Origin of the sequence: Clostridium tetani (assembly GCF_900167265.1) — a bacterium.
GTDB lineage: Bacteria > Bacillota > Clostridia > Clostridiales > Clostridiaceae > Clostridium_G > Clostridium_G tetani.
In genome coordinates this window covers 120214-144405 of record NZ_FUWT01000003.1, presented here as the reverse complement: position 1 = coordinate 144405, position 24192 = coordinate 120214, and the positions used below count along the sequence as shown (strand labels likewise).

The following is a 24192-nucleotide window of genomic DNA, read 5'->3' as shown; positions in this document are numbered from 1 at the left end:
TTCCATATTTATTATGTTATACTTTTTATGAAAGCTAGTTTTATAAAATAACGTTAAAGAACTCCATTCATTAACTTTTTTCCATATTAATAGGAGGAGAAACATTGAAAAAGTTTATTTCAACTTTATTATTAACAATTTCAATGTTCTCTTTTTTTATATTATATAATGATCACAAACAATCACAAATTTATAATATAAAAAATGTAGAACATACTCTTAAAAATAGTTATGAAGTTATTATTCCTTCAAAAATAAGCAAACTTCCTACCTCTAAACAAGAGAAAGTACTATTAGATGCATCAGATAGTGAAAATATAAATTTTTATTTTACACGTATAATCACTAAAAATGATAAAGAAAAAATAATTAAATATATTTACACTACTAACAATGACTATATGGATAGGATTCAACTTGAATGGGGTAAAAAATTAGATAAAACATTAATGTCTAGTGACTATTTTCTATCTACTGAAGATACCAATAATAAAAACCAAATAGGTAAAATTGCTAGCTTTGATGGCATATCTATGGAAATACGCACATTACATAATTTACTTGATGATGGACTATTTTTAGATGGACCTTGTATAGTTACAGTGCCTAGTGACAAAAACTTCAATAAATTCATCAGCATACTAAAAGATATTTTAAATGTAAAATTTATTAATTCATCTAAGCCACAAAATATAGGACAAGTTACAAAAAATACTTATTTACAAATGTCAGTACTATTTTTCATAGTTATGTTACTAATCTTATATGATATATTAAAATCATATAAAAAAATTGCAATAGAAAAATTGCTTGGATACTCTAACTTAGATATATGGAAAAAAAGAATTTTCAAGATAATAATTGTTCAGCTAATAACTATGATTATTTCGATAGTTATTATGAGCCTATTCCTTTTCAAAAAATTTAATATATATCATATATATTTTTTAAAAGACTTAACTATTAAATATGTTATTTTAATAATTATTACATTTATAATAGCATCTATACCATTTACTTATATAAACAATATACATACTATTTCTGCTATAAAAAATAAATACCCAGCAAAAGAAATTTTACTTTTTAATACATCAATTAAGATCTTATTATGTATAGCATTTATTTTTATAATAAATAAGCAAGTAGCAAATTATAAGGACATAAAAAAAATATTCGACGGTTCTTACAATAAATGGGAAAACGTTTCAGATTATCGGGTTCTTAACTTTGATAATGCTAACTTTGATAGCCCAATTTTTGATATAACTAGCTCAAGTAAAAACATAGAAATTTATAAGTACTTCAATAAAAAAGGTGCTTTATTTGCAGCGTTTAATATGTATACTGATCTTAGTTTAAAAGCAAATAATAAACTTCACATTACAAATATGAATGCTCTAGTAAATCCAAATTATTTAAAAGAAAATACCGTGTATGACGTTAATAGTAAAAAAATTTCTATATCAGAGCAAAATAGTAATTGGATATTGTTAGTTCCTATCAAATATAAAAAATATGAAAACTCTATAAGAAAGTTCCATAAAAAGTGGATAAATGCAAGTAGTCTTAATCGTAAAATTGAAATAATATGGACAAAATCTGAACAAAAACTTTTTTCTTATAATTTTATGGTAAACCCTGATAATGGTAACTATGTAACTGATCCTATACTATTAGTTGGTACTGAAAATGGAGCTTATCCTGGATGGAATGCTCAATTATTCAATGTTGATGGAAACCCTTTCAAAGTAAAAATCCCTTCATCTGAATCTGATAAAAGTTTTATAGAATCCGAATTAAACAAATATGGATATCCAATATATGATCTTAAAATAAATTATGCCAATGAAGAATTAAATTCTAAGGTTAGGGATTTTAAAGATTTACTTTTATGGAGCATTACAGGGATACTTTTACTTTTAGTTAGTATATCAATAATTATAATTCAAAATATATATACTTTTTTTGAACAGTTTAAAGTTTATTTGGCAATAAAACAACTACATGGTTATAAAAAGCTATCAAACTACAAAGAGTACTTTTACTTAATCCTAATTTCTTGGATAATTGTTGCAACATCTGTATTTATATCTAAAATAGCTATTTCAAAAGTTATTTTAATTACTTCAATAGTAGGATTAATAACTGAATCCATAGTTTCATTTTTAATGTTAAGTTATATACAAAAGAAAAAGATAATTGAATTTATAAAAAAAGGAGCTTAATTGGAGCATAGAAGGAATTAAGGATTATAATAAAAAGCTGCAGCTATTAATATTACTAAGCTGTAGCTTTTAGGATATCTCTTATATGAATGCACTTTCCATTGTAAACAATATTTACATCACTAGCTTTTTATTATATTTCACTATGACTTTTGAGAATTATTTTCTGCTCCAAAAATAGCCACATTTTGATTATTTAAGTCAAATTTATTATTCTTCCATTTTAAAGTGTTTAATATATAACCTAAAGCATCTGCATTGTATCTACCTGCTATCTTTTGATATGCTAGTAATTCGTACACTCCATCAGAATCAAAATCTACAGGATATAGACCACTTAGTGGGTTTACAAATCCTTCAATTGGATTTTTCAACTTTCCATTCTCATCATATATCTCATTTAAATAATCAGCATCTCTACTAGATATATCAATAATGTACTTTTTATTATTCTTTTCACTTATAACTTCAACCTTATAGTTATCTTTAAAATTAACATCATATTTATATTCTTCATTATATACATTAAAATCAAAAAGTAATCTTGGTACATTATTTATAAATGAATAAATATAATCATAGGTTATTGCACCACTTCCACCTGAATCAATGCCTATTAAAATATCTTTTACTCCATCACCTGTAAAGTCTCCTAAAAATAATCTAGGCCCATATCCCGAATTTTGATTAAGTGGTATGCTAATAAATCTTCCTGTTATCCCATCCTGTATTACAAGAGTAATATTTTGAATAAATGGACTACTTGACGCCTTTGTACCTGTTAAATACACATTATCAAGTATTCTATCACCATTCACATCTCCCCTAGCATAAGCTACAACTCTTGTATAGGCTATATCATTCCTAAAATAAGAATTATACATAAAATCTCCTCTACATTATAAGTGATATATACTATCTTATGATATAAATAATATCATTGTTACTTTATAAACGTTATAACTTAAATTTCTTTAACTTTCCATAAAGCATATATTATTTTGATTAATTGACCATTAGTTAGATATATAAAGAAAATCTACAATATTATTCAAAATATGATTAATATTGTCAAATATATTGTTTGTTAGTTTTAAAATTCTATGCTAGGATTATTGATGAATTTGCAAAAATTAGCCTCATTATTAAATATATCGTATATCTTTGCATATTCTTTTGGCTTAATAAAATTAAATTATTTTAACATTTAAGGAGGACTTTTTATGAACAAAAGATTAATTGCTATCACATTATCTACATTAGTATTAGCAGGAGGTATCACTGGTTGCTCTAATAAAAGTGCTAGCACAAATAGTACAAGTACTAAAACTGAACAAGCTAGTAATAAAGCACTAAAACTAGATTTTGTACAAACTAGTAGACATGATGATAGTGTAAACAAATTCTCAATGGTTTATGATAAAAAACCTGAAAAAACCCTAGCAATAACAAATGCTATGATAGAAATGATGTTATCCATGGGACTGGAAGATAAAATGGCAGGTACTGCATATGCTGAAAACAACATACTACCAGAACTAAAAGCATCTTATGACAAAGTACCAGTTATGAGTAAGACATATCCATCTAAAGAACAGATATTTGCAAAAGGTGTTGACTTTATAATAGGTTGGGGCGGTGACTTCAACGATAAAGGTATAGGAAGTATTGATTGGTTAAATGAAAATAAAATAAAAGCCTATATCCCAAGATCTGTAGAAGCAGATGCAACTGTTGATTCAATCTATGAAGATTTTAAAAATCTTGGTTTAATATTTGGTAAAGAAGATAAAGCAAAAGAAGTAACAGAAAAAATAAAGACAGAATTAAAAGAAACTACAGATAAAATCAAAGGTATTGATAAAAAAGTTAAGGTTTTAGGATATGACTCTGGAACAGATAAGGCAGTAATTGTTGGAAAAGGTATCAACAATGAAATAATTAAACTTGCACAGGGTGAAAACATTTTCAGTGATATGAATAAGGCTTATACTGAAGTATCTTTTGAAGAAATAATAAAAAGAAACCCCGATGTAATAATGGTTTTAGAGTATTCTGTTGGAAATGGTGGAATGACTTTTGAAGATAAGGTTAAAACACTTAAATCAAATCCAGCTCTTAAAGATATAAATGCTGTGAAAAATAATAGATTTATAAAAGTTGAATTAACTGAATTATATCCTGGTATAAGGGTTCCTCAAACTGTAAAAAAATTAGCTAAAGAATTTTACCCAGATAAATTTTAATTGGTGAAAAAATGGATATTACTAAAGAAACTTTAAGTTACAAAAATAATCATTCTTTAAAATTTATTTTGCTAATTATAGCATTATTTATAATAACTACAGTTTGTATAACTTTGGGTTCTGTCAGCATAGATGTGGATGTAACCTTTAAATCCCTTATAAATAACATATTAAATAAAGAACTTTTTTTAAAAACTTGGGATAATAATATTGATAATATAGTTTTTAAATTAAGACTACCAAGATTGCTTCTAGCCATAGTTTCTGGCGGTTCTCTAGCACTTGTTGGTATTTTAATGCAAACTTTAACTAGAAATTCATTGGCAGACCCCTACATACTAGGTATATCCTCTGGTGCATCTGCCGGTGCTACACTATCTATAGTGCTTGGCATTTTAGCCTCCTTTGGACATCTTGGAGTAGCTCTTGGAGCATTTTTAGGTTCCATGATTGCATCTATTTTAGTATTTAAATTATCTGGTATAAATAAAGCCTATTCTAAAACCAAATTAATACTAACTGGAGTTGCTGTATCTTGTATATTTACTGCTATTACAAATTTTGTAATAACCTTTGCAAAAGATGATAGCTTAGTAAAAAGTGCAGTATTTTGGACAATTGGTAGTTTGGCGGGGGCAAATTACAATCAAGTAAAATTTGCTCTTGTAATAATGGTTATAACCACCATTATAAGTATGCTATTATACAAGGATTTAGATGCTATGCTTCTAGGGGAAGCTGTGGCAAAAAATATAGGTATAAATACTAAATTTATAATCAGATTTATAATGTTTGCGTCTACAATTTTAACGGGTACTATAGTAGCTTTTACAGGTGTAATTGGATTTGTAGGTCTTATAGTTCCCCATGTGGCAAGACAAATAGTAGGATCTTCTCATAAAAAATTAATTCCTTTTGGTATTGTTATAGGTTCAATACTTTTAGTGGTTACAGATACTATAGCTAGAACTATATTATCTCCTCAGGAAGTTCCTATAGGAGTAATAACTGCATTTTTAGGAGGCCCTTTCTTCCTATATTTAATGCATAAAAGCACCTATAAATTTGGAGGTAAATAAATGAAATTAAAATTAGAAGATATAAAATATGATATAGGCTCAAAGGAACTTTTACGTGGAATAGATTTAAATGTAGAAAAAGACCACTTTGTTGGACTAATAGGGCCAAATGGTTGTGGAAAAACCACATTATTAAAAAATATATACAGATATTTAACTCCTAAAGAAGGGTCTGTGTATATAGATGGTAAAAACATATATGGAATGAAAAACAAGGATCTTTCAAGGCTTATGGCTGTGGTTATGCAGGAACATTCACTAGGGTTTGATTTTACTGTAAAAGAAATTGTTGCTATGGGAAGATTTTCTTCCAATAAACGATTTGGAAGTGTAGATGAAGATGATGAAAAACTTATAGAAAAAGCTTTAAGAAATGTAGGTCTTGAAGAACATGGTAACAGAAGTTTTTTAAATTTATCTGGTGGTGAAAAGCAAAGGGTTATGATTGCTATGGCTCTGTGTCAAGATACAGAACTTATAGTATTAGATGAACCTACTAATCATTTAGATGTAAAATATCAACTTCAAATAATTCATATGTTAAAGCACTTAGATATTACAACCTTTACAACCCTTCATGATATGAATATAGCTGCTACATTTTGCGATTATATATATGTAATGAAGAAAGGTAAAATAGTTACTCATGGATCCATAGAAGAAGTTTTTACAAAAGAAATGTTTAGGGAAGTTTTCGAAGTAGACGCTCATATATACAGAAATCCACATAATAATAAACTAAATGTAAGTTATTTAACTTGTGGTGAATAATATATTAAAAAAAAGGTTGCATAAAAATTTTGATGCAACCTTTTAAATCTATTTATTTTCTACCCCAAAAATAGATACATTTTGATTAGCTAAATAAAATTTATCCTTCTTCCACTTTAAAGTATTTAATACATATCCCAAAGTATCTACACTAGATCTACCTAGTATTTTTTGATATGCTAATACTTCACATATTCCATCCGAATCAAAATCCATAGTATATAGACCACTTAGTGGATTTACAAACCCCTTAGTTATTTTTTTTAATTTTTCATTTTTATTGTATACCTTATTTAAATAATCAATCTCCCTACTAGATATGTTAATAATATACCTTTGATCATTCTTTTCACTTATAAACTCTACTTTATGGTTATCTTTAAAATTAACATTATATTTATACTCATCATTGTATTCCTCAAAATCGAATAGTAGTCTTGGCACATTGTTTACAAATGAATAAATATAGTCATAAGTTGTTGCAGAGCTATCTCCTGAATCAATACTTATTAAAATCTCATTTACGCCATCCCCTGTAAAGTCTCCTAAAAATAACCTAGAACTATATCCTGAATTTTGATTAAGTTGTATATTCGTAAATCTACCTGTCCTTCCATCCTGTATTACTAGGGTAGCATTTTCAACAAATGGACTACTTGATGCCTTCATAGCTGTTAAATATACATTATCAGTTATTCTATCACCATTTACATCTCCCTTAGCATAAGCTACAATTCTAGTATGTACTATATAATTCCTAAAATAATAGTTATACATAGCCCCTCCTCTACATTATAATCTGAATTTTTGTGATTTCTCATTTAATTCTTTTACATTATTATCCAAGTTCTTTATCATATTATTTACTTCTGATATATTATTATTTACTTCTGTTACTGATGAAGCTATTTCTTCTGTAGCTGATGATATTTCTTGTGTCAAACTTAATACTGAATTCATGGATTTATTTACTGTATCTTTTTTATTATAAGCTTCATCTATTTTATCAACATTATCTTTTATGTATTCTGGAATTTTCTCTATAAATTTTATAACTTTATTAAGAATATTTTGTGTTTCATTTATAGTATTTCTTTGTATTTCTGAAGATTTTTTTGTTTTTCTTACACTATGTACAGAAGATTCTATTGCCTCTATAAGCTCGTCTATATGTTTATTAATTTTACTTGTAGCCTCTTCTGTTTGTCCTGATAACTCTTTTATCCCTCTAGCTACTATTGCAAAGCCTTTTCCTGACTCACCTGCCCTTGCAGATTCAATAGATGCATTTAATGCTAATAGATTTATTTGTTTTGATATATTTTCTATAGTATTTACTATTTCTACTATTGTATTTGATTTTTCTGTTAATAAATTCATATTTTTAGAAGTTTCTTCTGATAAATTAAAATTCTCATCACTTTTTTCCCCTAAATCCCTCAATATATTTAATATATTGGAATTTAAATCTCTTACATTTATAGCCTCTTTTTGTAAAAGTAAACTTGTATCTTTAATTGAATCAATATTATTGGTTAAATCCATTACAGAGTTAAAACTTAGCTCCATATCTCGTGCAGTGTCTAATGCTGCACAGGTAATCTCCTCTATTGCTTCTGTTATACGTTGAAATGATTCAAAATTACTTTCGCTAGCTTCGTTTATATACTTAACTTTATGATCAACCTTTTCTGAAACATCTTTAAGACTTATAATTATAGATTTTATATCATCTAAAGTATTATTTAATATATTTGCCATATATCCTAATTCATCTTGTGAATTAAGATCTATTTTACAACTTAAATCCCCATCACCTATTCTTCTAATTAGTTCAATTAGTTTATTTAATGGCTGAACCTTCCTAGATATGCTAAGCCTTATTAAAAAGATACTTAATATTAAAACAATTACAGTTGCTACTAATATGTTAATAAAAATATGTACTATATTTCCGTAAAAATCTTTATAATAGCAACCTACATTTATATACCAATCCCATGGTTCGTAATAAGCTACTGCATTTACCTTCTCTTTAACTTTTTTTTCACCAGGATTTTTCCATGAAAATGTTATTATGCCGTTATTTTTCTGACCTTTTCCTTCCTCCATAATAAGTTTAGTAATATTTTTTCCTTTATCATCCACCACATTGGAAATGTTTTCTCCTTCCCTAAATGGATGCATTTTTTCATTTCCATTGCTATCTATAGCATACATATAAGCCTTAACATTAAGCTCCAACTTTTTATTTAAACCTCTAGTTTTACCATCACTCCCCTTCTTATTTAACATTTTACTTTTAAATATTTCTTGTGCCTCTTCCCTTGTTATCTTAGAGTCCTTAACTTGGGATTCTAAAATACTCATCATTTCGATTCCCATATTAATTTTATTTTTTAAAGCTTCTTCACCTAGTTTCATTGCTGTGCTTTTAGCTCCTATAAATGAAACAAAGGTAATTGCTAAAATTGAAATAAAAAATAATGTGAATATCCTGATATAAGATTTAAATAATCTTTTCTTTATTCCATCATTATATTTTTTCATAAGCTTCCTCCTAATACATGAATATATTAAATTTCCTACTATCCATCATTATAATACAAAATATTAAGTTATTTGCCAAAATACATCAATACAATTTTCAAAATAGATGTTTTTTATTACAAAAATGATATATAATTAAAACTAACTTGAATAAATTAACAAATATATCTTATTAATTATGGGAGGGTTAAATTATGTATAATGTAGCGATTTGTGAAGATAATTCCATTCACTCAAATGAGATAATTAATTTATTTAATAGGTATTCTGATAATGAAAATGTTAAATTTAACATAGATATATTTCGCACTGGAGAAGATTTTCTCACCCACGAATATAGCAAATATGACATTATAATACTAGATATTCAAATGAATGAAATAAATGGTATAGAAGTAGCTAAAATAATTAGAAAAACAAATAATTATGTAAAAATTGTATTTATAACAGCTTTAGAAAAATATTGGCCTGAAGGATATAATGTTAATGCCTTTAGATACATTCTCAAACCCATAGATGAAAATACTTTTTACAATGAAATAAAAAATTTAATTACAGATATAAATAAACATAAGATATTTATTCCTGTTAAAAACAATGGAAATATAAAAAAAATATTAATTTCTAGCATAAAATATTTAGAAATTTCAAATAGAAAAGTAATTATACATACTGACTCAGGAAATTATATAAGTACATATAAGTTAAAGTATTGGAATGAGAAACTCTCTTCTTTTAGTTTTGCAAATCCTCATAGTAGTTTTTTAGTAAATATGAATTACGTTATGGAAATGGATCGAGAAAAAGTAACTCTTTTAGATGGAGAATATATATATTTTTCTCAAAGAAAATTTAAAGATTTCAAAGAGAAATTTATTGAATTTTTAGCTAAGCTATAATATTTTAAAATTTATATTTATGAATAATTGATAGGAAAGGACATCTATATGGTGAAGAAAAAAATTCAAATAAAATATATTTATATAATGATAATTTGTATAATATCTATAATGTTACTTTCACTTAGTTATATATACAAAATCAGAAAAGTACATAAAAATAACTTAGAAGAATTAACTAACACTGCCCTTGAATTGAAAAAAGATAGGTTAAAAGAAGTGGTTAATAGAACAATACAAGAAATTGATATAGAAAGAGAATATATCTTAAACGAGACTACAAAATTGCTTCAGCATTTGAATAATAATTTAACCTTATCTCCATGCCAAAATATAGATTTGATAAATGCTGAATCTACAAAAAAATACTTTTCAGAATTTATTAAAATGTACCAGCAATTAGAAATATTAGTTTGGGATAAATCACTTGGTAAATTAATATATACAATTAATTCTAATATAAATATAAAAGATTTAAAAAACGAAAAAATCTTTATGGATTATATAAATAAATATAAATTAAACACATATAAACATATAAAAGAAAGCAATAAAATTGTAGCATTTTGCATTTCTAATAATTCTATTGAAGAAAAAGTAAAAAATAATATTAAAAATAGAATTAGAAAAACTGTCTTAGAAAATAATGACTATATATGGATAAATGAAATTTTAAATTATAATGGTGGAGATGGATATGCTATACGATTGGTTCATCCTAACCTTTTAGAAGAAGAAGGTACAAAACTATCTACTAATACTAAAGATATAAAGGGTAATTTACCTTATCTAAATGAGTTAGAAGGAATAAAAAAAGACGGTGAAATATTTCATTATTATTATTTTAAAAAAAATGGTACAAACTATATTTCTCATAAATTAAGTTATGCTAAATTGTATCCAAAATATAACTGGATTATATGTTGTGGAATATACTTAGATGATTTTGAGGATTTAATAGATAAAAAAAATAATATCTTTTATAAAGATATATGGTTACAAATCAACATAACTATAATAATAGCATTTCTTTGCTTTATCATATCTGGTATAATAGGCTCCCTTCATGGAGTAGCTTTAATGAAGCAAAAAAGTGATATTATTTCTCATCATTATAATATACTAGAAAATAGATATGATAAGACTAATGGAATTATCCACGATATAAAAAATCATTTAATTTGTATAAATGCTTTAGCAAAAGATGGACAATCTCAAAGAATTATACAATACATTAAAAACATAAATAAAGACATTAGACAATTACCAGGTATCCCCATAACTAATAATAAAATGTTAGATATTATTATTAATGATAAAATCCATTTGATGGGAAAACATAATATTAATCTAAATCATGAGATTCAAATTGTTAATTTGGACTTTATAGAAAATAAAGATATATGCACTATTATGAGTAATTTATTGGATAATGCAATAGAAAGTTGTATAAAAAGTATCCATAAAGATATATTACTAAAAATTCATTGTTTTAACAACTCTTTTATTGTAATAAAAATCATAAATAGTTGTGATGAAAAACCTATAATAATGAAAAACAATTTAATTACTAATAAAAAAGAAAAGGCTTATCATGGATATGGTATAAAAAATATTAAAAAATCCCTTGATAAATATTCAGGTAATATGACTTGGAACTATGACGAATTAAATAAAAAATTTACCATTGTTATAATATTACCTATATCAAATAGCTAAAAAAAGTGCATAGCACTTTTTTTAGTTAATCAGTATAAATCTTACTATTTTTTCTTTACAGGATAACATACTTCACTAACCCAATTTTCTGGATTCTTATCCATTGCAGGGCTTACATGATAAATATTAAACATAGCACCGTTAAACTCATAATTATTATCCACTATCCAATTTGCAATAGCTTCATTTACCTCTCCTATTTGTTCGTAACCACCCTTAAATGTTACAGAAGCTATTTCTATTGCTTCTACAGTTTTAAATTTCACTTTTTTAGTATCTTCATAATTGCCTTCCACTGATATTTGTATTTCCACATCAACATCACTTTCTTTATACCCCTTGTCATGAAAAACCGCTATTGTATTACATGGGTTTCCAAATTGAACATTTTGTGCATCCATTTCTTTTCTTATCTCTTCCCACAAAATACCTTCCATTTCATATGACGGAATAATTTCTCTAAGGCTTGCTACCTGTCTTTTAGGCATTTCTTTTAATGTGACATTATATTTCATTGCATCCTCATCCTTTCTTAACCTTTTTATTGTACTTTTTAATAAAGTTAATCGTCTGTTTATATCTTCTGATTTTTCATTTAACTCCTCATACTTTATTAAAAGATATTTTTCTAATGCTTCATTATCACCATATTCTTTTAATATTTTTTCGATAGTACTAAGTTTAAACCCCATATCCTTTAAAGCATTTATTCTATTAGCTAGGGGTAATTGTACCTCACTATAATAACGATATCCAGTAAACTCATCAATATCCTCTGGAATAAGTAGCCCAATATCGTTATAATGACGGAGCATACGTATACTGATTCTTGATAATTTTGAAAAATCACCTATTTTAAGCATATATTCACCTCCATACATGTATGTTTTCGAGCTCATTTTTAGTATAAACTATAACATAATGTGAGAGTCAACTCCTAAATTTCTAAAAAAAGGTAGTCTGTAAATAATTCTACAAACTACCTTTAATTACACAATTATATTATTATTTTTATTCTGGTAATTTATTTAAAATCTTTGCATAATCAATATACCAATCTTTAACATTACCAAAAGTACCTGTTATATCCATATGATCTGTATTTATAATTAAAGGCATTGCATTCCATCGTCCCTTTTTAGCTGTACCATCATATTGTTCAATAATATCACTTGAACCTAACTTAGGACCATTTTGACTAATACAATTTACAACACCATCATTAGGAAACCATTCTTTATTAATAATAGGAAGATTTGGCTCATTTCGTGAATATTTACCCATTAAATTTGCCGGTACATAAAGTAATGGATTCATAGGACCAATTTGTGCTATAGAATGCCCAGTAAGTGCTGATTCTTTAGTTGCTTGAGTTGTCCAAGAAAAATAATACACATCTGGCTGAGCCTTTACCCATTTGTTAAGCTCCTCTGCACCTTTTGTTGATAAATCATAAGTTGCTATATCCTTTGTTCTCTTCCAAATATCACTATCTAAAACTCTTTTTATATATTTTCTTTGAGATTCGCCTTCTTGTTTTTTAAGTCCCCATTGATCTAATTTAAAATCATATAATGAGTTAAAGATACCATTGTTACCTGTTATTGTTCCTAAAGCACCAAATGCAGAGCTTAATAACTCTCCTGCTGGCATTAAATCCGATAAAGTTGTTCCATCATTAGGTGTTGATATTGTAGTAACGCTATGAATCCAGTGATTTCCACCTTGAAATAAAGGTGAAAGATTTTCTTGTTTATAATTTATCTCCTCTTGGCTACCCTGGCTTAGTAATTGTGTAAGTGTACGTATAGTTTGTCCACCCATACTATGTCCTATTAAATGTATTTTATTTTTATTACTTATGTTTTTATATAAACCTGGATAGGTTCTACCATATCTACTATGCCCAAATTTTTTAGCATGAGCTGCACCATAGTCTACTGTTCCCCCCACTATATAGGCATAAAGTTCACATGCTCTATCCCAATTACTAGATACTGGTCCCACTGTTGCTGTATATGCTTTATGTCCTGAATTATTTAATTTTTCTTGAAGATCTACTACTCCACCCCAATATTTATATCCTAATAACTCATCTCTTCCATATCCCATAAAACCATGAACTAAAATAATTGGATAATTATTATCCTTTGTTATACTCCTAGTATTAATTTCTGGAAACTCTAGTGGTGCTAATTCGTTAATATCATCTTCTTTAACAGCTTTACCTGATTTCATAGAATTATTTATTTCTTCTTTAATACTTTGTGGTGTCCTCACTTTTTGTTCTGCTGCTCTAGCAGTTATTGAAAAATTTGTTAGTGATATAAAAAATGTCAATAAGGTAATACCTGTTATTTTGGTTAAAGATTTTTTCATTTTCATCCTCCTATTTTTTTATTTTTTAAATAAATCTAATCAATTAACAAGTCATTCTTATTTGACTATTATAGTATTATGGAATCCAATTCCTATAACATATGTATAATAAATACATTCTAAATATATACCAATTATTGTATTTTTTTAATGCTAATACTTTTGAATCTACTAATTCATATCTTCTTATGTATTATTTTACATAAAAAAAGGCTGTCTCAAAATGATTTTTCAAATCATTTGAAAAGACAGCCTCTTCACTTAATACATATTACTATTAAATATTTCTACATATCTTTTACCTGTTTTAATCTTATGTCTATTTTTTATAAAAGTTTTAGCAGATAATATTAGTATTCTTTCAGCTTTAACTCTTTTATTTATATCAGTAATACTTGTAATATCTAAAACCTTTGAATCTCCTACCACTCTTCTAATAATTTCAAGACCAACTTGTCCCGCTGTATCTGATAGTATAGAATGTAAATACCAATTCATATAATATTCTTCTTTTGCCATTACATCTGTTACTATTTCTTTATATTTTTTAATGAATTTTTCTTTAAATAATTCTAAAATATTCTCTATAGTTTTTTCAATCCATATTGTGAACTCTTCTACTTCTTTTCCATCTTCAGTTACATAGGCATTTGCCCATGCGAAAAATAAATTTCCTATTACATTCCCTAGGTCATAACCAATAGGTCCATAAAATGCAAACTCTGGATCTAATATTTTAGTTGACTCTTCATTTACAAAAATAGAGCCTGAATGTAAATCTCCATGAATTAAAGCTTGAGAATTATTCATAAAATTATTTTTAAGCTTACCTGCTTCCAGTATTAATTCCTTATCTTCATATAGTTGTCTTTTCACAAATTCTATATTTTCTTCTAACACAGTATTTCTACTTTTATAATCAATAAAAGGCTCTGTAAATACCAGATCTTCTGATATTTTGCAAAGATCTTTATTGATATATTTCTTAACATTATCCTTCTTTTCCCCTGAATCCATAACTAAATCTGTAGTTGGTAAAAGTGTATCAACAATAAAAGTAGTTATATGCTCTGCAAAACTTGGAAAAGTATTCCTTTTTAATAATTCCTTCCTTAAATTTCTATGATCTGATATATCCTCCATTGATAGATTACACATTACAGAATCATATTTATATACTTTAGGAACTAATCCAGGAGCTAAAATTCCTTGTAACATGAGCACCTCTGCTTCTATTCTATTTCTATCCACATCTAGTTCCCGACCTGAAGATCTAAGAAAAATATCAGCATGCTTTATTATAACTGATTTCTTAGTATTTACATCCCAAACTTTAAATACGTAATTTATATTTCCATCACCTATTTCTTCTGCTTGAAGCTTAGCATGTTCATCAAAGATCCCTAATTTTTCTTTTGCATAAAGTATAGCGTCTTCTGTTTCCATTCTAAAATGTGAATCAAATCTAGACAAGTTATCAACTCCTTAAATTTATTCTGTGTTTTTAATAATAATTTTCTACCTTTGTCTGAAAATATCTATCTAAATCATAAGGACTGAATATACCCTTATCTGTAACTACACCACTTACTAAATGAGGAGGAGTAATATCAAAAGATGGGTAATATCCTTTAACTCCCTCCATAGTATTCTTAATACCTCTAAATTCTAGGACTTGCTTAGGATCTCTTTCCTCAATTTCAACTTGATAAATGCTCTTATGATCTCTATCTGGAATACCTGTTACAAAATATGGAACCTCAAAATATTTAGCTACTATAGCTATTTGTAGTGTTCCTACCTTATTTACTATATGTCCGTCCAAACAAATGGAATCCGCTGCTGATGTAAATACATCTATATTTTTATTTTTCATAGTAAATGCAGGCATATTATCTGTAATTACAGTAACATCAAATCCTTGATCGTAGGCTACACTTGCAGTAAGTCTGGCTCCTTGTAAATATGGTCTAGTTTCTGGACAAAATAGTTTAATATTTTTATTTCGGTTTTTGGCTTCTTTTAACATCATTCCAACAATAGTTTCTCCAAAACATTGTGTCATTATATTACCCTTTTGAGGAAACATATCTACTAGATATTTTGCTACCTCACCAATTCTTGAATAACGATTATTCATGGACTTAACAGTATGTTCAAAAATTACCTGGTCAACCTTTTCTCCATTTTTCATAGCTATTTGGGCAGCCTCTAAACATCCCTTAACTACTAGCGTCATCCTATTTGCTGTTGTAGGTCTTGCGTTTGCCAATTTATAAGCTGCATTTTCAAGATATTCAATTTGCTCTTTATAAGATAATCTTCTACACTCATATGCAGCTAAAGCCATACCCATACCTGCTGCTGTATACGGACCAGCACTTTGAGTTACCATATCTGTAATAGCTTTTGCAACTTCTTCATGGGTATTACATGTAACAAACTTTACTTCTTTTGGATAAATCCTTCTATCTAATATTTTTACCTTACCGCCATCATACCAAGCTACATTTTCATATCTAAGCATGAAAGCTAAATCTTTATCTGATCTTTCCATATAAATCCTACCTTTCTTTGCGTTTTAATTATTATTCTTATTTTTTTACTTGTCCATAGCTTTGAAATAATCCTAACATTTTGTCCATTTCCTTATCTGAAAGTATTTTAGGCTCTCCTAAGGTCTTTGTTCTGTAATATATCTCTGCACAAAACTCAATTTCTTCTGCTTTGTTGAAAGCATTAGCTAAATCTTTTGCTCCTGTTAATAAGCCATGATTTGCTAAAAAAACCGCATATCTATCTTTCATACCTTCAAATGCATTTACAGCAAGTTCTTGGGTTCCAAAAGTTGCATATTCTGCACATCTTACATTGTGTCCACCTGAAATTGCAACTAAATAATGTACCGCTGGTAGTTCCCAATTCATACAAGATAACACTGCTGAATATGTAGAATGAACATGAACTATTGCATTAATATCTTCTCTTTTTTCATAAAAGATTTTGTGCATAGAGTATTCACTAGATGGTTTTTGACTTCCATCAACTACATCACCATTAAGATCCATAATTAGAATATCTTCTGGCTTAATTTTAAAATAGTCAATTCCACTTGGAGTTATAGCCATTAATTTTTTATCCCTTATAAAAACGCTAATGTTACCTCCTGTTCCTTTAGTTAAATTACTTTCAATTAACTTTCTACCGTATTGCATAACTAATTCTCTTTCTTCTTTAAATATCAAATATATCCCTTCTTTCTTAGTATTTATTTATTCTTCAATTAATCTCTTAGCCGTATCACTATCAGTAATTAAAACATCCAAATAATTTCCTTTTAATGCTCCTAAAATAGCTTCATACTTACTTACTCCTCCTGCTATTCCTATAACTAATGCATTGCTTTTGTTTTCAAGAATGTCATATCCTATAGTTTTATCCTTATAGTCATGCTCTACAATTTTACCTTCTTCGTTATACCACCTAAATCCAATATCCCCAACACATTGGCAAGATAGGAGATGTTCTATATATTTTTCATTAAAATATTTTTGTTTATATAAGGTGCTATCTGCATTTAATTCTCCTATACCAGCTATTATAACGTTACATTTCTCCATGTTTTTAAAAGTAGTTTTTAAACTTTCATCAGACATAATTGCAGATTTAGTTTCCTTATTTTCTACAATAGCAGGAGCATATAATAAATACGGTTTTCCTCCCAATTTTTCTGCAATGGTTCTAGTAATTTCATCAGGCTTTAAAGCAGTAAATGCTATATCCATTCCTCCTATTAATTGAACAACTGATGTTTGTAATTTATTATTATATGATAATCTATTTGCTATCTCTGATAATGTTTTGCCCCATGTTACTCCTATAACATCATCTTTTACAAGTAATTCTTCTAAATATTCAGCCCCTGCTATCCCCAGACTACCAGTTATATTTTTCTTATCTATAGCCGAAATAACTACAGTTTGTTTCAACTTAAATTTTTCTTCTAATTTAGTCTCTAATTCCAAATTATATTTGTCTATATCTATAATTTGGATTTGAACTATATTTTCCTTAAGGGCTTTTTTTAATAGTCTATTAACTTTTTGTCTAGACATTCCCATTTTTTCTGCTATCTCAGCCTGTATTAGACCTTTTTTATAATAATAGTATGCGACCTTTATTAATTCTCGATTATTACAATTGGACATTCCACCCCTCCTTATGTTACATTTGCTCACTTTGTTATATTTTGTAATGATTTAATAAAAGTATATCATTTAACCCCATATAATTCAATAATATTTTTCAGTATTTTTATAATTTTCTAATAATATCAGGACCATAACTTACTTCGTAAATTATAAGCTGCTTTATTTCTATATATAAAAATAAAAGCCCTTAATCGTATATTTATACTTAAAGACTTCTATTTTGTGGTGCTAAAATTTAAATTTCCCCACCACATTATTTAGTTTTTCTATGGTTTTATGTAATGTATCTGCACTTTCAGATATATTTTCCATAGTTGCTACTTGCTCCTCAGAAGAAGCAGAAACTTCTTCCATAGAAGCGGCCGCTTGTTGAGTTACGGCAGCTATGTTTTCAATAGATGATACTACTTCTGCTTGATTTTTCTCTATTTTTTTAAGCTTACTTTTTAGCGAATCTACAACTTCTATATTTCCCGCTACTAATGAATATATTGTATTGAATGCATTTTTAGAATCCTCCATTGAATTATTTACATCATTCAATGTTTTTTCTCCTAATTTTATACTATTATTTGATTTATCTATATCTAATTTTATCTGCTTTAATATATTACCAATTTCTTCAGTAAATTTGGCTGTATCCTCTGATAATTTTCTTATTTCTTCTGCCACAACAGTAAAACCTTTTCCTGCTTCACCAGCTCTTGCAGCTTCTATTGCAGCATTTAATGCAAGAAGATTTGTTTGTGTTGATATAGCAATTATTGCTTCCACAATATTTCCAATAGATGTTGATTTTTCAGTTAAAGCATTAATATTTTTTTCTATTATCTTAGTTGTTTCAACATTTATCTCAAACTTATCTACTAGATTTTCTACTGATTTTAAACCTTTTTTAGTAGCTTCCCCAACTTTATGACTATTTTTCTCAACTACTTCTCCATTTAAAACTGTACTTTTTATATCTTTAGCCAGTAATTCTAAGTTATCTGATCCTCTTTCTGATTCTTTTGCTTGTTCTGTTGCTCCCTTTGCTAATCCTTCTATTGTTTTTGCGACTTCATTTATAGAATGACTTGCTCCATTAGTTGCTAAAGCCAAATTACTCATATTGCAGTATATATCTTCAGATATTTCACTAATTACTTCAACTATCCCTTTAAGTTCTTGCTTTAATTTGATTGAAGCTCGTCCTATTTCTCCTATTTCATCTTTTCTTAAAAGTAACTTATTAACTTCATCTAATTCACTATTGCAAGATAAATCAAAATTAGAAAGCCTATTTAAATTACTAGTAACTAATTCAATAGGTTTAGAAATTGTTAATCCTAATTTATAAGCTATAAAAATAATACCTATAGCACATACAAACATAATAATTGCTATAATATAAATTAGATTATTCATCTCTCTAAATATTTCTTTTTTAGGAACCAATAATACAAATATTCTTCCATCATCAAATTTTGAAAAACTTAATAATTGTTGTTGTCCAAAAAGTTGTACCTCTATTAATCCACTTTTGCTATTTTTTATTTCTTTAATAATATTTTCATTTAAATTTTTCAAATCAGATTTTTGTTTTAAATTTTTATGAACAATATATTCATAATCTTTATTTAATAAAAAAGCATACCCTGTATTGTAAACTTTAATATTATTTATCATATTTTTAAAACTCTCAAAATTTATATCTACCGAAACTACTCCCAATGCTTTGCCATTTATTTTTAAGGGATAAGAATAAGTAACTGTGCTTATATGTGTTCCCTTAGATATATAAGGATCCATCCATATACCATGATCCTTTTTCATAATATCATAAAACCATTTCATACCATTTCCTTCTCCATTTTCATCATAAATTGATATATCACTCTGAGGCTGAAGAATAAAATGTTTGTTGTCTTTTTCATCTAGATACCATATCTCTCCAAGTATTCCTCCAATACTTTTAGGTTCAAATGTTACATCTATACTTTTACATACCTCTATCTTTTTTGCAGTGGCTTTTACCATAGGTTTTAATGAGTTTAAATAATTATCAACATAATTTTTATCTTTACTTGCTAAATCTAAATTAAAACTACTTTCAATTAAAGTAGCTATATCTTCCACTGAATTAGAAATATTTTTAAGTCCTACATCAAACTCTCTTTTTCTTGCTTTTGTCATTTCTAAAAGCCTATTTTTTACTTCCTTCTCCATTACTTTTTTACCTTTAACTATGCTAGTTGCCCCTATAATAGCTCCTATAGTAATTGAACATATAACTATGATAGCTATTATTTGATTGCCTATTTTCTTCATTTGTCATACCTCCCAAGATTTGATAACTACCCCATTATTTTATCACTAATTCAACATCTTTCAACGTATTTTGATATTATTTTTAATTTATAATTTTAGTTCTGCAAAATAAAAATCTAAATTGGTAATACTACCAAAAATAAATATGGCACACTGACTCATTTCATAGATGTAATTACCGTCAAGGATAAGGAAAGGATTTAACAAAGAACCCTGAAATACAGGATTCTTTATTTTTATCTTAAATTTTTTATACAAATATAAATGCAAATCATTTGCATTTATATTTGTTTTTTTGTATTATAAAAACATACCTATTTTTACTAAAAGTTTTTTATTTACTATTTTAAAAGGAGTTGATTACATGAAAACAAAAATAGATATTTTCTCAGGATTCTTAGGTGCTGGTAAAACTGTGCTAATAAAAAAATTAATAAGCGAAAAACTTTATAATGACAAAATAGTTATTATCGAAAACGAATTTGGTGAAGTTGGTATTGATGGAACTATTCTAAAAAAATCAAATATACAAGTAAAAGAAATAAATGCTGGTTGTATATGTTGTACAGTTACTGGAAACTTTAATGATTCTATAAAAGAAGTTATTGAAAAATATAATCCAGAACGAATTATAATAGAACCATCAGGTGTAGCAAAACTTTCTGAAATATTAGATATATGTAAAAAGCATGAATTAAAAGATATACTATCCATAAATATGATTATTACTGTAGTTGATGTATTACGATTTAATATGTATATTACAAATTTTAATGATTTTTACAAAAATCAAATTGTCAATGCTAAAACTATTATATTAACTAGAACAGAGAACTTATCACCTGAAAACCTATTAAAAACAGTAGAAAAAATTAAACAAATAAATTCTAAAGCAGCTATCATCTCAACTAATTGGAGTAATTTACCTGCAACTAAAATAATTAAAGTTGCTGAAAAAGACTTATATAGTCCACAATTTAAAAGTTTTACTTTATTAAAGCCGACTACAAATAAAATCTCAGTTAAACATAAAATTAAAAATATTACCAATGAAACATTTGAGTCCTTTGGAATAGAAACTCCTAAATTATTTCCAAAAGAAACTTTAAATGTTATATTACATAAACTGGAAAATAGTAATTATTATGGAACAATTTTAAGGGCAAAAGGAATTGTTCAAGTAAATGAAAAAGAATGGCTTCAATTTGATTATGTCCCTGAAGAATTAAACATAAAAACAAGTTCCCCAGATTATACAGGAAAAATTTGTGTTATAGGTACTAATTTAAATAAGTTAGCATTAGAAAATTTATTTTTATCTTAAGATTGGAGTAATAAATTAATATGAAATCACATATTGAAATTGTAACAGGTTTTCTTGATTCTGGTAAAACCTCTTTTATTAATTTCCTCATTAATTCTACTTTAGTATCCAATGAAAAAATTATTGTTATACATTGTGAAAAAGGTGAAAAAAGCTTAGATAATAATATAGAAACTAATCCTCAAGTTATTATTAATTTTTATCCTCCAACCCAAGCTTTAACAGAAGAATATATAAAACATTTATTGTATTTACACAAGCCTCATAGAATTATAATTGAAGCTAATGGTACAAGCCCTTTAGATAAATTATTAAATATCTTAGGTAAAAAAAGTCTAAGAAAATTTTGCAAGATAACAACTATATATTATATTACTGACGCTAAGACTTTTAATGTTTATTTTAATAATATGCTAAATATTTTTCTCCCATCAATACAGTTTAGCAATTTGATTTTAATTAATAATACAGAACAAATAGATAAAAAGGAGCTAGATAGTATTAAATCTAAATTAGATCTTTTAAATCCATATGCTTATTTAATTGAAATAAATAAAATTAATTTGATGAGTAGCATTATTGGAAAAATGAATATATTAGACAATGGATTACAAAAGAAATTAAGAATATTTATAAAAAATCTACTATACAAATAAATTCTTCCCATGGGGGTGCAAAGTGTTCTACATAAATACCATAAAATTCAAGTATAAAAAAATAATAAAATTAATATTTCTATTTATATTTTCTTTAATACTATGTACACCAATAGAATTATCATCAATGTACCATACACCATTCATTGAAAACTTTTCTATTATTTTTAGTAGTATAATTTTAGAATCAGTTCCCTTTATATTACTTGCTTCGCTTGTATCTGCATTAATTCAGGTATTTGTTTCCGAAGAATTTATTACAAAAATCATACCTAAAAATAAATTTTTAAGTTTTTTAGGTGTATCTCTTATGGGACTTATATTTCCGGTATGTGAATGTGCTATTGTTCCTATAACTAAAAAATTAATAAAAAAAGGTGTTCCTATGGAAATTGCCTTTACATTTATGTTATCTGTACCTATAGTAAACCCCATAGTATTAATGTCCACTTACTATGCCTTTTATAATAAACCTTCTATCTTTATATTAAGAGCTATCTTTGGAATCTTAATTCCAATAATAATAGGACTTATAATATCCAACACAGAGGAATTTAAGATATATCCTATAAAAGAATCTATTTATGAATCCTATAATGTTTGTAATTGTGGTTGTTCAAACAACCCTAATTTATATATAAATAATTCTAAATTAAGAATTGTTCTAGAACATACAATAAAAGAACTATTTACTATAAGTAAATACTTAATTTTAGGAGCATTTATTTCTACTTTATTTCAGTTAACAATTTCTAAACAATTTATTCTACCAATAAGTGAAAATTCTATTCTTTCAATTTTAGTTATGATAATATTAGCCTTTACTTTATCCATCTGTTCTGAGGCAGACGCATTTATAGCTAGTACTTTTTTAAATCAATTTACAATGGGTTCTATAGTATCATTTTTAATTCTGGGTCCTATGATTGATATTAAAAATGCTTTAATGTTATTTGGAACTTTTAAAAAGAACCTAGTTTTAAGACTTATTTTTTACATTTTTTCTTTATCATACATAGTAGGAATTTTAATAAATATTCTTAACGGGTTAGGAGTTATTTAAATGAAGAGATTTAATATAAATGAACTTTTTAAATTTATAATAATGGTAGGGTTTACATTTTATTTTTATTATTTAGTACTAACTGATAAATTAAACCTATTTATTAACCCAAAAATGGTTAAATATATTATATTTGCCTCTATTTTTTTTACTATATTAACAGTATATCAATTCACCAAAGTATTCACTGTAAAAACAAAAAAATCCGTAAATATAAGTTACATATTAATGCTTCTAACTTTGCTAATTGGTTTTTACGCTACACAAACTAGTTTAAACCCAAATGTAGCAAATAAAAAAGGTATAAATAATAATTTTTCATTTATAAATAGTAAAATAAATAAAAGTAACACAACAGTTAAACCGATAGTAGAAAGCTCAAATTCTATTATATTTACTGATGAAAACTACTTTAAAAATTTATATGATATTGGAGAAGATCTTTATAAAAAATACAAAGGTACAAAAATTGTTATAGATGGCTTCATATATAAAGAAGACACCCTTGAAAATGATGAATTTATTATTGCTAGATTAATGATGGCTTGTTGTGCTGCTGATTCTCAAGTGATAGGTTTAGTATGTAAATATCCTGATACTTTAAATTTAAAACAAAATACTTGGTTCAAAGTTGAAGGAATACTTGATTTTAAAAATAATGTTCCAATTATATTAGTAAATAAACTAACCTCTATACCTAAACCTAAAAACCTTTATGTTTATCCTTTTAACTAGATCTTAAAATACTTTTTTCCAT

At 26.5% G+C, this 24192-nt stretch carries 20 protein-coding genes; 10 read left to right on the top strand and 10 right to left on the bottom strand.

The features are described from left to right. The first annotated feature begins 104 nt into the window (after positions 1–104). Positions 105–2228, top strand: coding sequence for a bacteriocin-associated integral membrane family protein (locus B5D21_RS02920; RefSeq protein ID WP_011099211.1), 2124 nt, complete (start codon positions 105–107; stop codon positions 2226–2228). Positions 2229–2371: 143 nt separating this feature from the next. On the opposite strand, the gene B5D21_RS02915 is transcribed toward B5D21_RS02920, so the two are convergent. Beyond that, positions 2372–3112 (bottom strand): hypothetical protein, encoded by a 741-nt coding sequence (locus B5D21_RS02915; protein ID WP_011099210.1) that lies wholly within the window; start codon positions 3110–3112, stop codon positions 2372–2374. Between the two features lie 339 nt (positions 3113–3451). Here B5D21_RS02915 and B5D21_RS02910 point away from each other — a divergent pair, with 339 nt between their 5' ends. From B5D21_RS02910 to B5D21_RS02900, 3 genes are read left to right on the top strand one after another with little or no spacing between them, the layout of a single operon-like run. Next, positions 3452–4474, top strand: coding sequence for an ABC transporter substrate-binding protein (locus B5D21_RS02910; protein WP_011099209.1), 1023 nt, complete (start codon positions 3452–3454; stop codon positions 4472–4474). An 11-nt stretch (positions 4475–4485) separates the two neighbouring features. Further along, positions 4486–5553 carry a FecCD family ABC transporter permease gene (locus B5D21_RS02905; protein WP_011099208.1) on the top strand — a complete coding sequence of 356 codons (1068 nt, stop codon included), beginning with the start codon at positions 4486–4488 and terminating at the stop codon, positions 5551–5553. Continuing rightward, complete coding sequence (locus tag B5D21_RS02900; RefSeq protein WP_035125357.1) at positions 5554–6324, top strand: ABC transporter ATP-binding protein; 771 nt, start codon at positions 5554–5556, stop codon at positions 6322–6324. Positions 6325–6372: 48 nt separating this feature from the next. On the opposite strand, the gene B5D21_RS02895 is transcribed toward B5D21_RS02900, so the two are convergent. Next, the gene (locus B5D21_RS02895) at positions 6373–7101 is read right to left on the bottom strand and encodes a hypothetical protein (RefSeq protein WP_011099206.1); all 729 of its coding nucleotides are present in this window, start codon (positions 7099–7101) and stop codon (positions 6373–6375) included. A 15-nt stretch (positions 7102–7116) separates the two neighbouring features. Further along, a complete protein-coding gene (locus tag B5D21_RS02890) occupies positions 7117–8874 on the bottom strand; it encodes a methyl-accepting chemotaxis protein (RefSeq protein ID WP_011099205.1) in 1758 nt (585 codons plus the stop codon). Positions 8875–9068: 194 nt separating this feature from the next. Here B5D21_RS02890 and B5D21_RS02885 point away from each other — a divergent pair, with 194 nt between their 5' ends. Further along, positions 9069–9773 (top strand): LytR/AlgR family response regulator transcription factor, encoded by a 705-nt coding sequence (locus B5D21_RS02885; protein WP_011099204.1) that lies wholly within the window; start codon positions 9069–9071, stop codon positions 9771–9773. Between the two features lie 87 nt (positions 9774–9860). Continuing rightward, positions 9861–11492, top strand: a complete 1632-nt coding sequence (locus B5D21_RS02880; protein ID WP_242942725.1) for a cache domain-containing protein — start codon at positions 9861–9863, stop codon at positions 11490–11492. 44 nt (positions 11493–11536) lie between these two features. Here B5D21_RS02880 and B5D21_RS02875 read toward each other — a convergent pair whose 3' ends face one another. The 7 genes from B5D21_RS02875 to B5D21_RS02845 form a co-directional block, all read right to left on the bottom strand. Next, the gene (locus tag B5D21_RS02875) at positions 11537–12355 is read right to left on the bottom strand and encodes a MerR family transcriptional regulator (protein ID WP_035110161.1); all 819 of its coding nucleotides are present in this window, start codon (positions 12353–12355) and stop codon (positions 11537–11539) included. Positions 12356–12503: 148 nt separating this feature from the next. Then, positions 12504–13871 (bottom strand): esterase/lipase family protein, encoded by a 1368-nt coding sequence (locus tag B5D21_RS02870; protein ID WP_035125358.1) that lies wholly within the window; start codon positions 13869–13871, stop codon positions 12504–12506. Between the two features lie 261 nt (positions 13872–14132). Beyond that, positions 14133–15344: an S-methyl-5-thioribose kinase gene (gene mtnK, locus B5D21_RS02865; RefSeq protein ID WP_011099200.1), complete on the bottom strand. Its 1212-nt coding sequence runs from the start codon at positions 15342–15344 to the stop codon at positions 14133–14135. A gap of 31 nt (positions 15345–15375) precedes the next feature. Continuing rightward, positions 15376–16428 (bottom strand): S-methyl-5-thioribose-1-phosphate isomerase, encoded by a 1053-nt coding sequence (locus B5D21_RS02860; protein ID WP_011099199.1) that lies wholly within the window; start codon positions 16426–16428, stop codon positions 15376–15378. Between the two features lie 37 nt (positions 16429–16465). Continuing rightward, positions 16466–17116 (bottom strand): L-fuculose-phosphate aldolase, encoded by a 651-nt coding sequence (locus B5D21_RS02855; protein ID WP_011099198.1) that lies wholly within the window; start codon positions 17114–17116, stop codon positions 16466–16468. Between the two features lie 27 nt (positions 17117–17143). Beyond that, a complete protein-coding gene (locus B5D21_RS02850) occupies positions 17144–18079 on the bottom strand; it encodes a sugar-binding transcriptional regulator (protein WP_035110168.1) in 936 nt (311 codons plus the stop codon). A gap of 231 nt (positions 18080–18310) precedes the next feature. Continuing rightward, positions 18311–20392 (bottom strand): methyl-accepting chemotaxis protein, encoded by a 2082-nt coding sequence (locus B5D21_RS02845; protein ID WP_011099196.1) that lies wholly within the window; start codon positions 20390–20392, stop codon positions 18311–18313. Positions 20393–20756: 364 nt separating this feature from the next. On the opposite strand from B5D21_RS02845, the gene B5D21_RS02840 reads away from it, so the two are divergent. The 4 genes from B5D21_RS02840 to B5D21_RS02825 are packed head-to-tail and all read left to right on the top strand — an operon-like array spanning position 20757 to position 24170. Beyond that, positions 20757–21716, top strand: a complete 960-nt coding sequence (locus B5D21_RS02840; RefSeq protein ID WP_035110170.1) for a CobW family GTP-binding protein — start codon at positions 20757–20759, stop codon at positions 21714–21716. 20 nt (positions 21717–21736) lie between these two features. After that, positions 21737–22372 carry a GTP-binding protein gene (locus B5D21_RS02835; RefSeq protein WP_011099194.1) on the top strand — a complete coding sequence of 212 codons (636 nt, stop codon included), beginning with the start codon at positions 21737–21739 and terminating at the stop codon, positions 22370–22372. 22 nt (positions 22373–22394) lie between these two features. Further along, positions 22395–23435 (top strand): permease, encoded by a 1041-nt coding sequence (locus tag B5D21_RS02830; protein WP_011099193.1) that lies wholly within the window; start codon positions 22395–22397, stop codon positions 23433–23435. Then, the gene (locus B5D21_RS02825; protein ID WP_011099192.1) at positions 23436–24170 is read left to right on the top strand and encodes a TIGR03943 family putative permease subunit; all 735 of its coding nucleotides are present in this window, start codon (positions 23436–23438) and stop codon (positions 24168–24170) included. The last annotated feature ends 22 nt before the right edge of the window (positions 24171–24192 follow it).

Excerpts from the sequence above, each read along its gene's own strand:
- B5D21_RS02915 (WP_011099210.1), bottom strand. The coding sequence starts at position 3,112 with ATGTATAATTCTTATTTTAGGAATGATATAGCCTATACAAGAGTTGTA.
- B5D21_RS02870 (WP_035125358.1), bottom strand. The coding sequence starts at position 13,871 with ATGAAAAAATCTTTAACCAAAATAACAGGTATTACCTTATTGACATTT.
- B5D21_RS02840 (WP_035110170.1), top strand. The coding sequence starts at position 20,757 with ATGAAAACAAAAATAGATATTTTCTCAGGATTCTTAGGTGCTGGTAAA.
- B5D21_RS02905 (WP_011099208.1), top strand. The coding sequence starts at position 4,486 with ATGGATATTACTAAAGAAACTTTAAGTTACAAAAATAATCATTCTTTA.
- B5D21_RS02910 (WP_011099209.1), top strand. The coding sequence starts at position 3,452 with ATGAACAAAAGATTAATTGCTATCACATTATCTACATTAGTATTAGCA.
- B5D21_RS02850 (WP_035110168.1), bottom strand. The coding sequence starts at position 18,079 with ATGTCCAATTGTAATAATCGAGAATTAATAAAGGTCGCATACTATTAT.
- B5D21_RS02895 (WP_011099206.1), bottom strand. The coding sequence starts at position 7,101 with ATGTATAACTATTATTTTAGGAATTATATAGTACATACTAGAATTGTA.
- B5D21_RS02860 (WP_011099199.1), bottom strand. The coding sequence starts at position 16,428 with ATGGAAAGATCAGATAAAGATTTAGCTTTCATGCTTAGATATGAAAAT.
- B5D21_RS02890 (WP_011099205.1), bottom strand. The coding sequence starts at position 8,874 with ATGAAAAAATATAATGATGGAATAAAGAAAAGATTATTTAAATCTTAT.
- B5D21_RS02900 (WP_035125357.1), top strand. The coding sequence starts at position 5,554 with ATGAAATTAAAATTAGAAGATATAAAATATGATATAGGCTCAAAGGAA.
- B5D21_RS02835 (WP_011099194.1), top strand. The coding sequence starts at position 21,737 with ATGAAATCACATATTGAAATTGTAACAGGTTTTCTTGATTCTGGTAAA.
- B5D21_RS02885 (WP_011099204.1), top strand. The coding sequence starts at position 9,069 with ATGTATAATGTAGCGATTTGTGAAGATAATTCCATTCACTCAAATGAG.
- B5D21_RS02825 (WP_011099192.1), top strand. The coding sequence starts at position 23,436 with ATGAAGAGATTTAATATAAATGAACTTTTTAAATTTATAATAATGGTA.
- B5D21_RS02845 (WP_011099196.1), bottom strand. The coding sequence starts at position 20,392 with ATGAAGAAAATAGGCAATCAAATAATAGCTATCATAGTTATATGTTCA.
- B5D21_RS02880 (WP_242942725.1), top strand. The coding sequence starts at position 9,861 with ATGATAATTTGTATAATATCTATAATGTTACTTTCACTTAGTTATATA.
- B5D21_RS02875 (WP_035110161.1), bottom strand. The coding sequence starts at position 12,355 with ATGCTTAAAATAGGTGATTTTTCAAAATTATCAAGAATCAGTATACGT.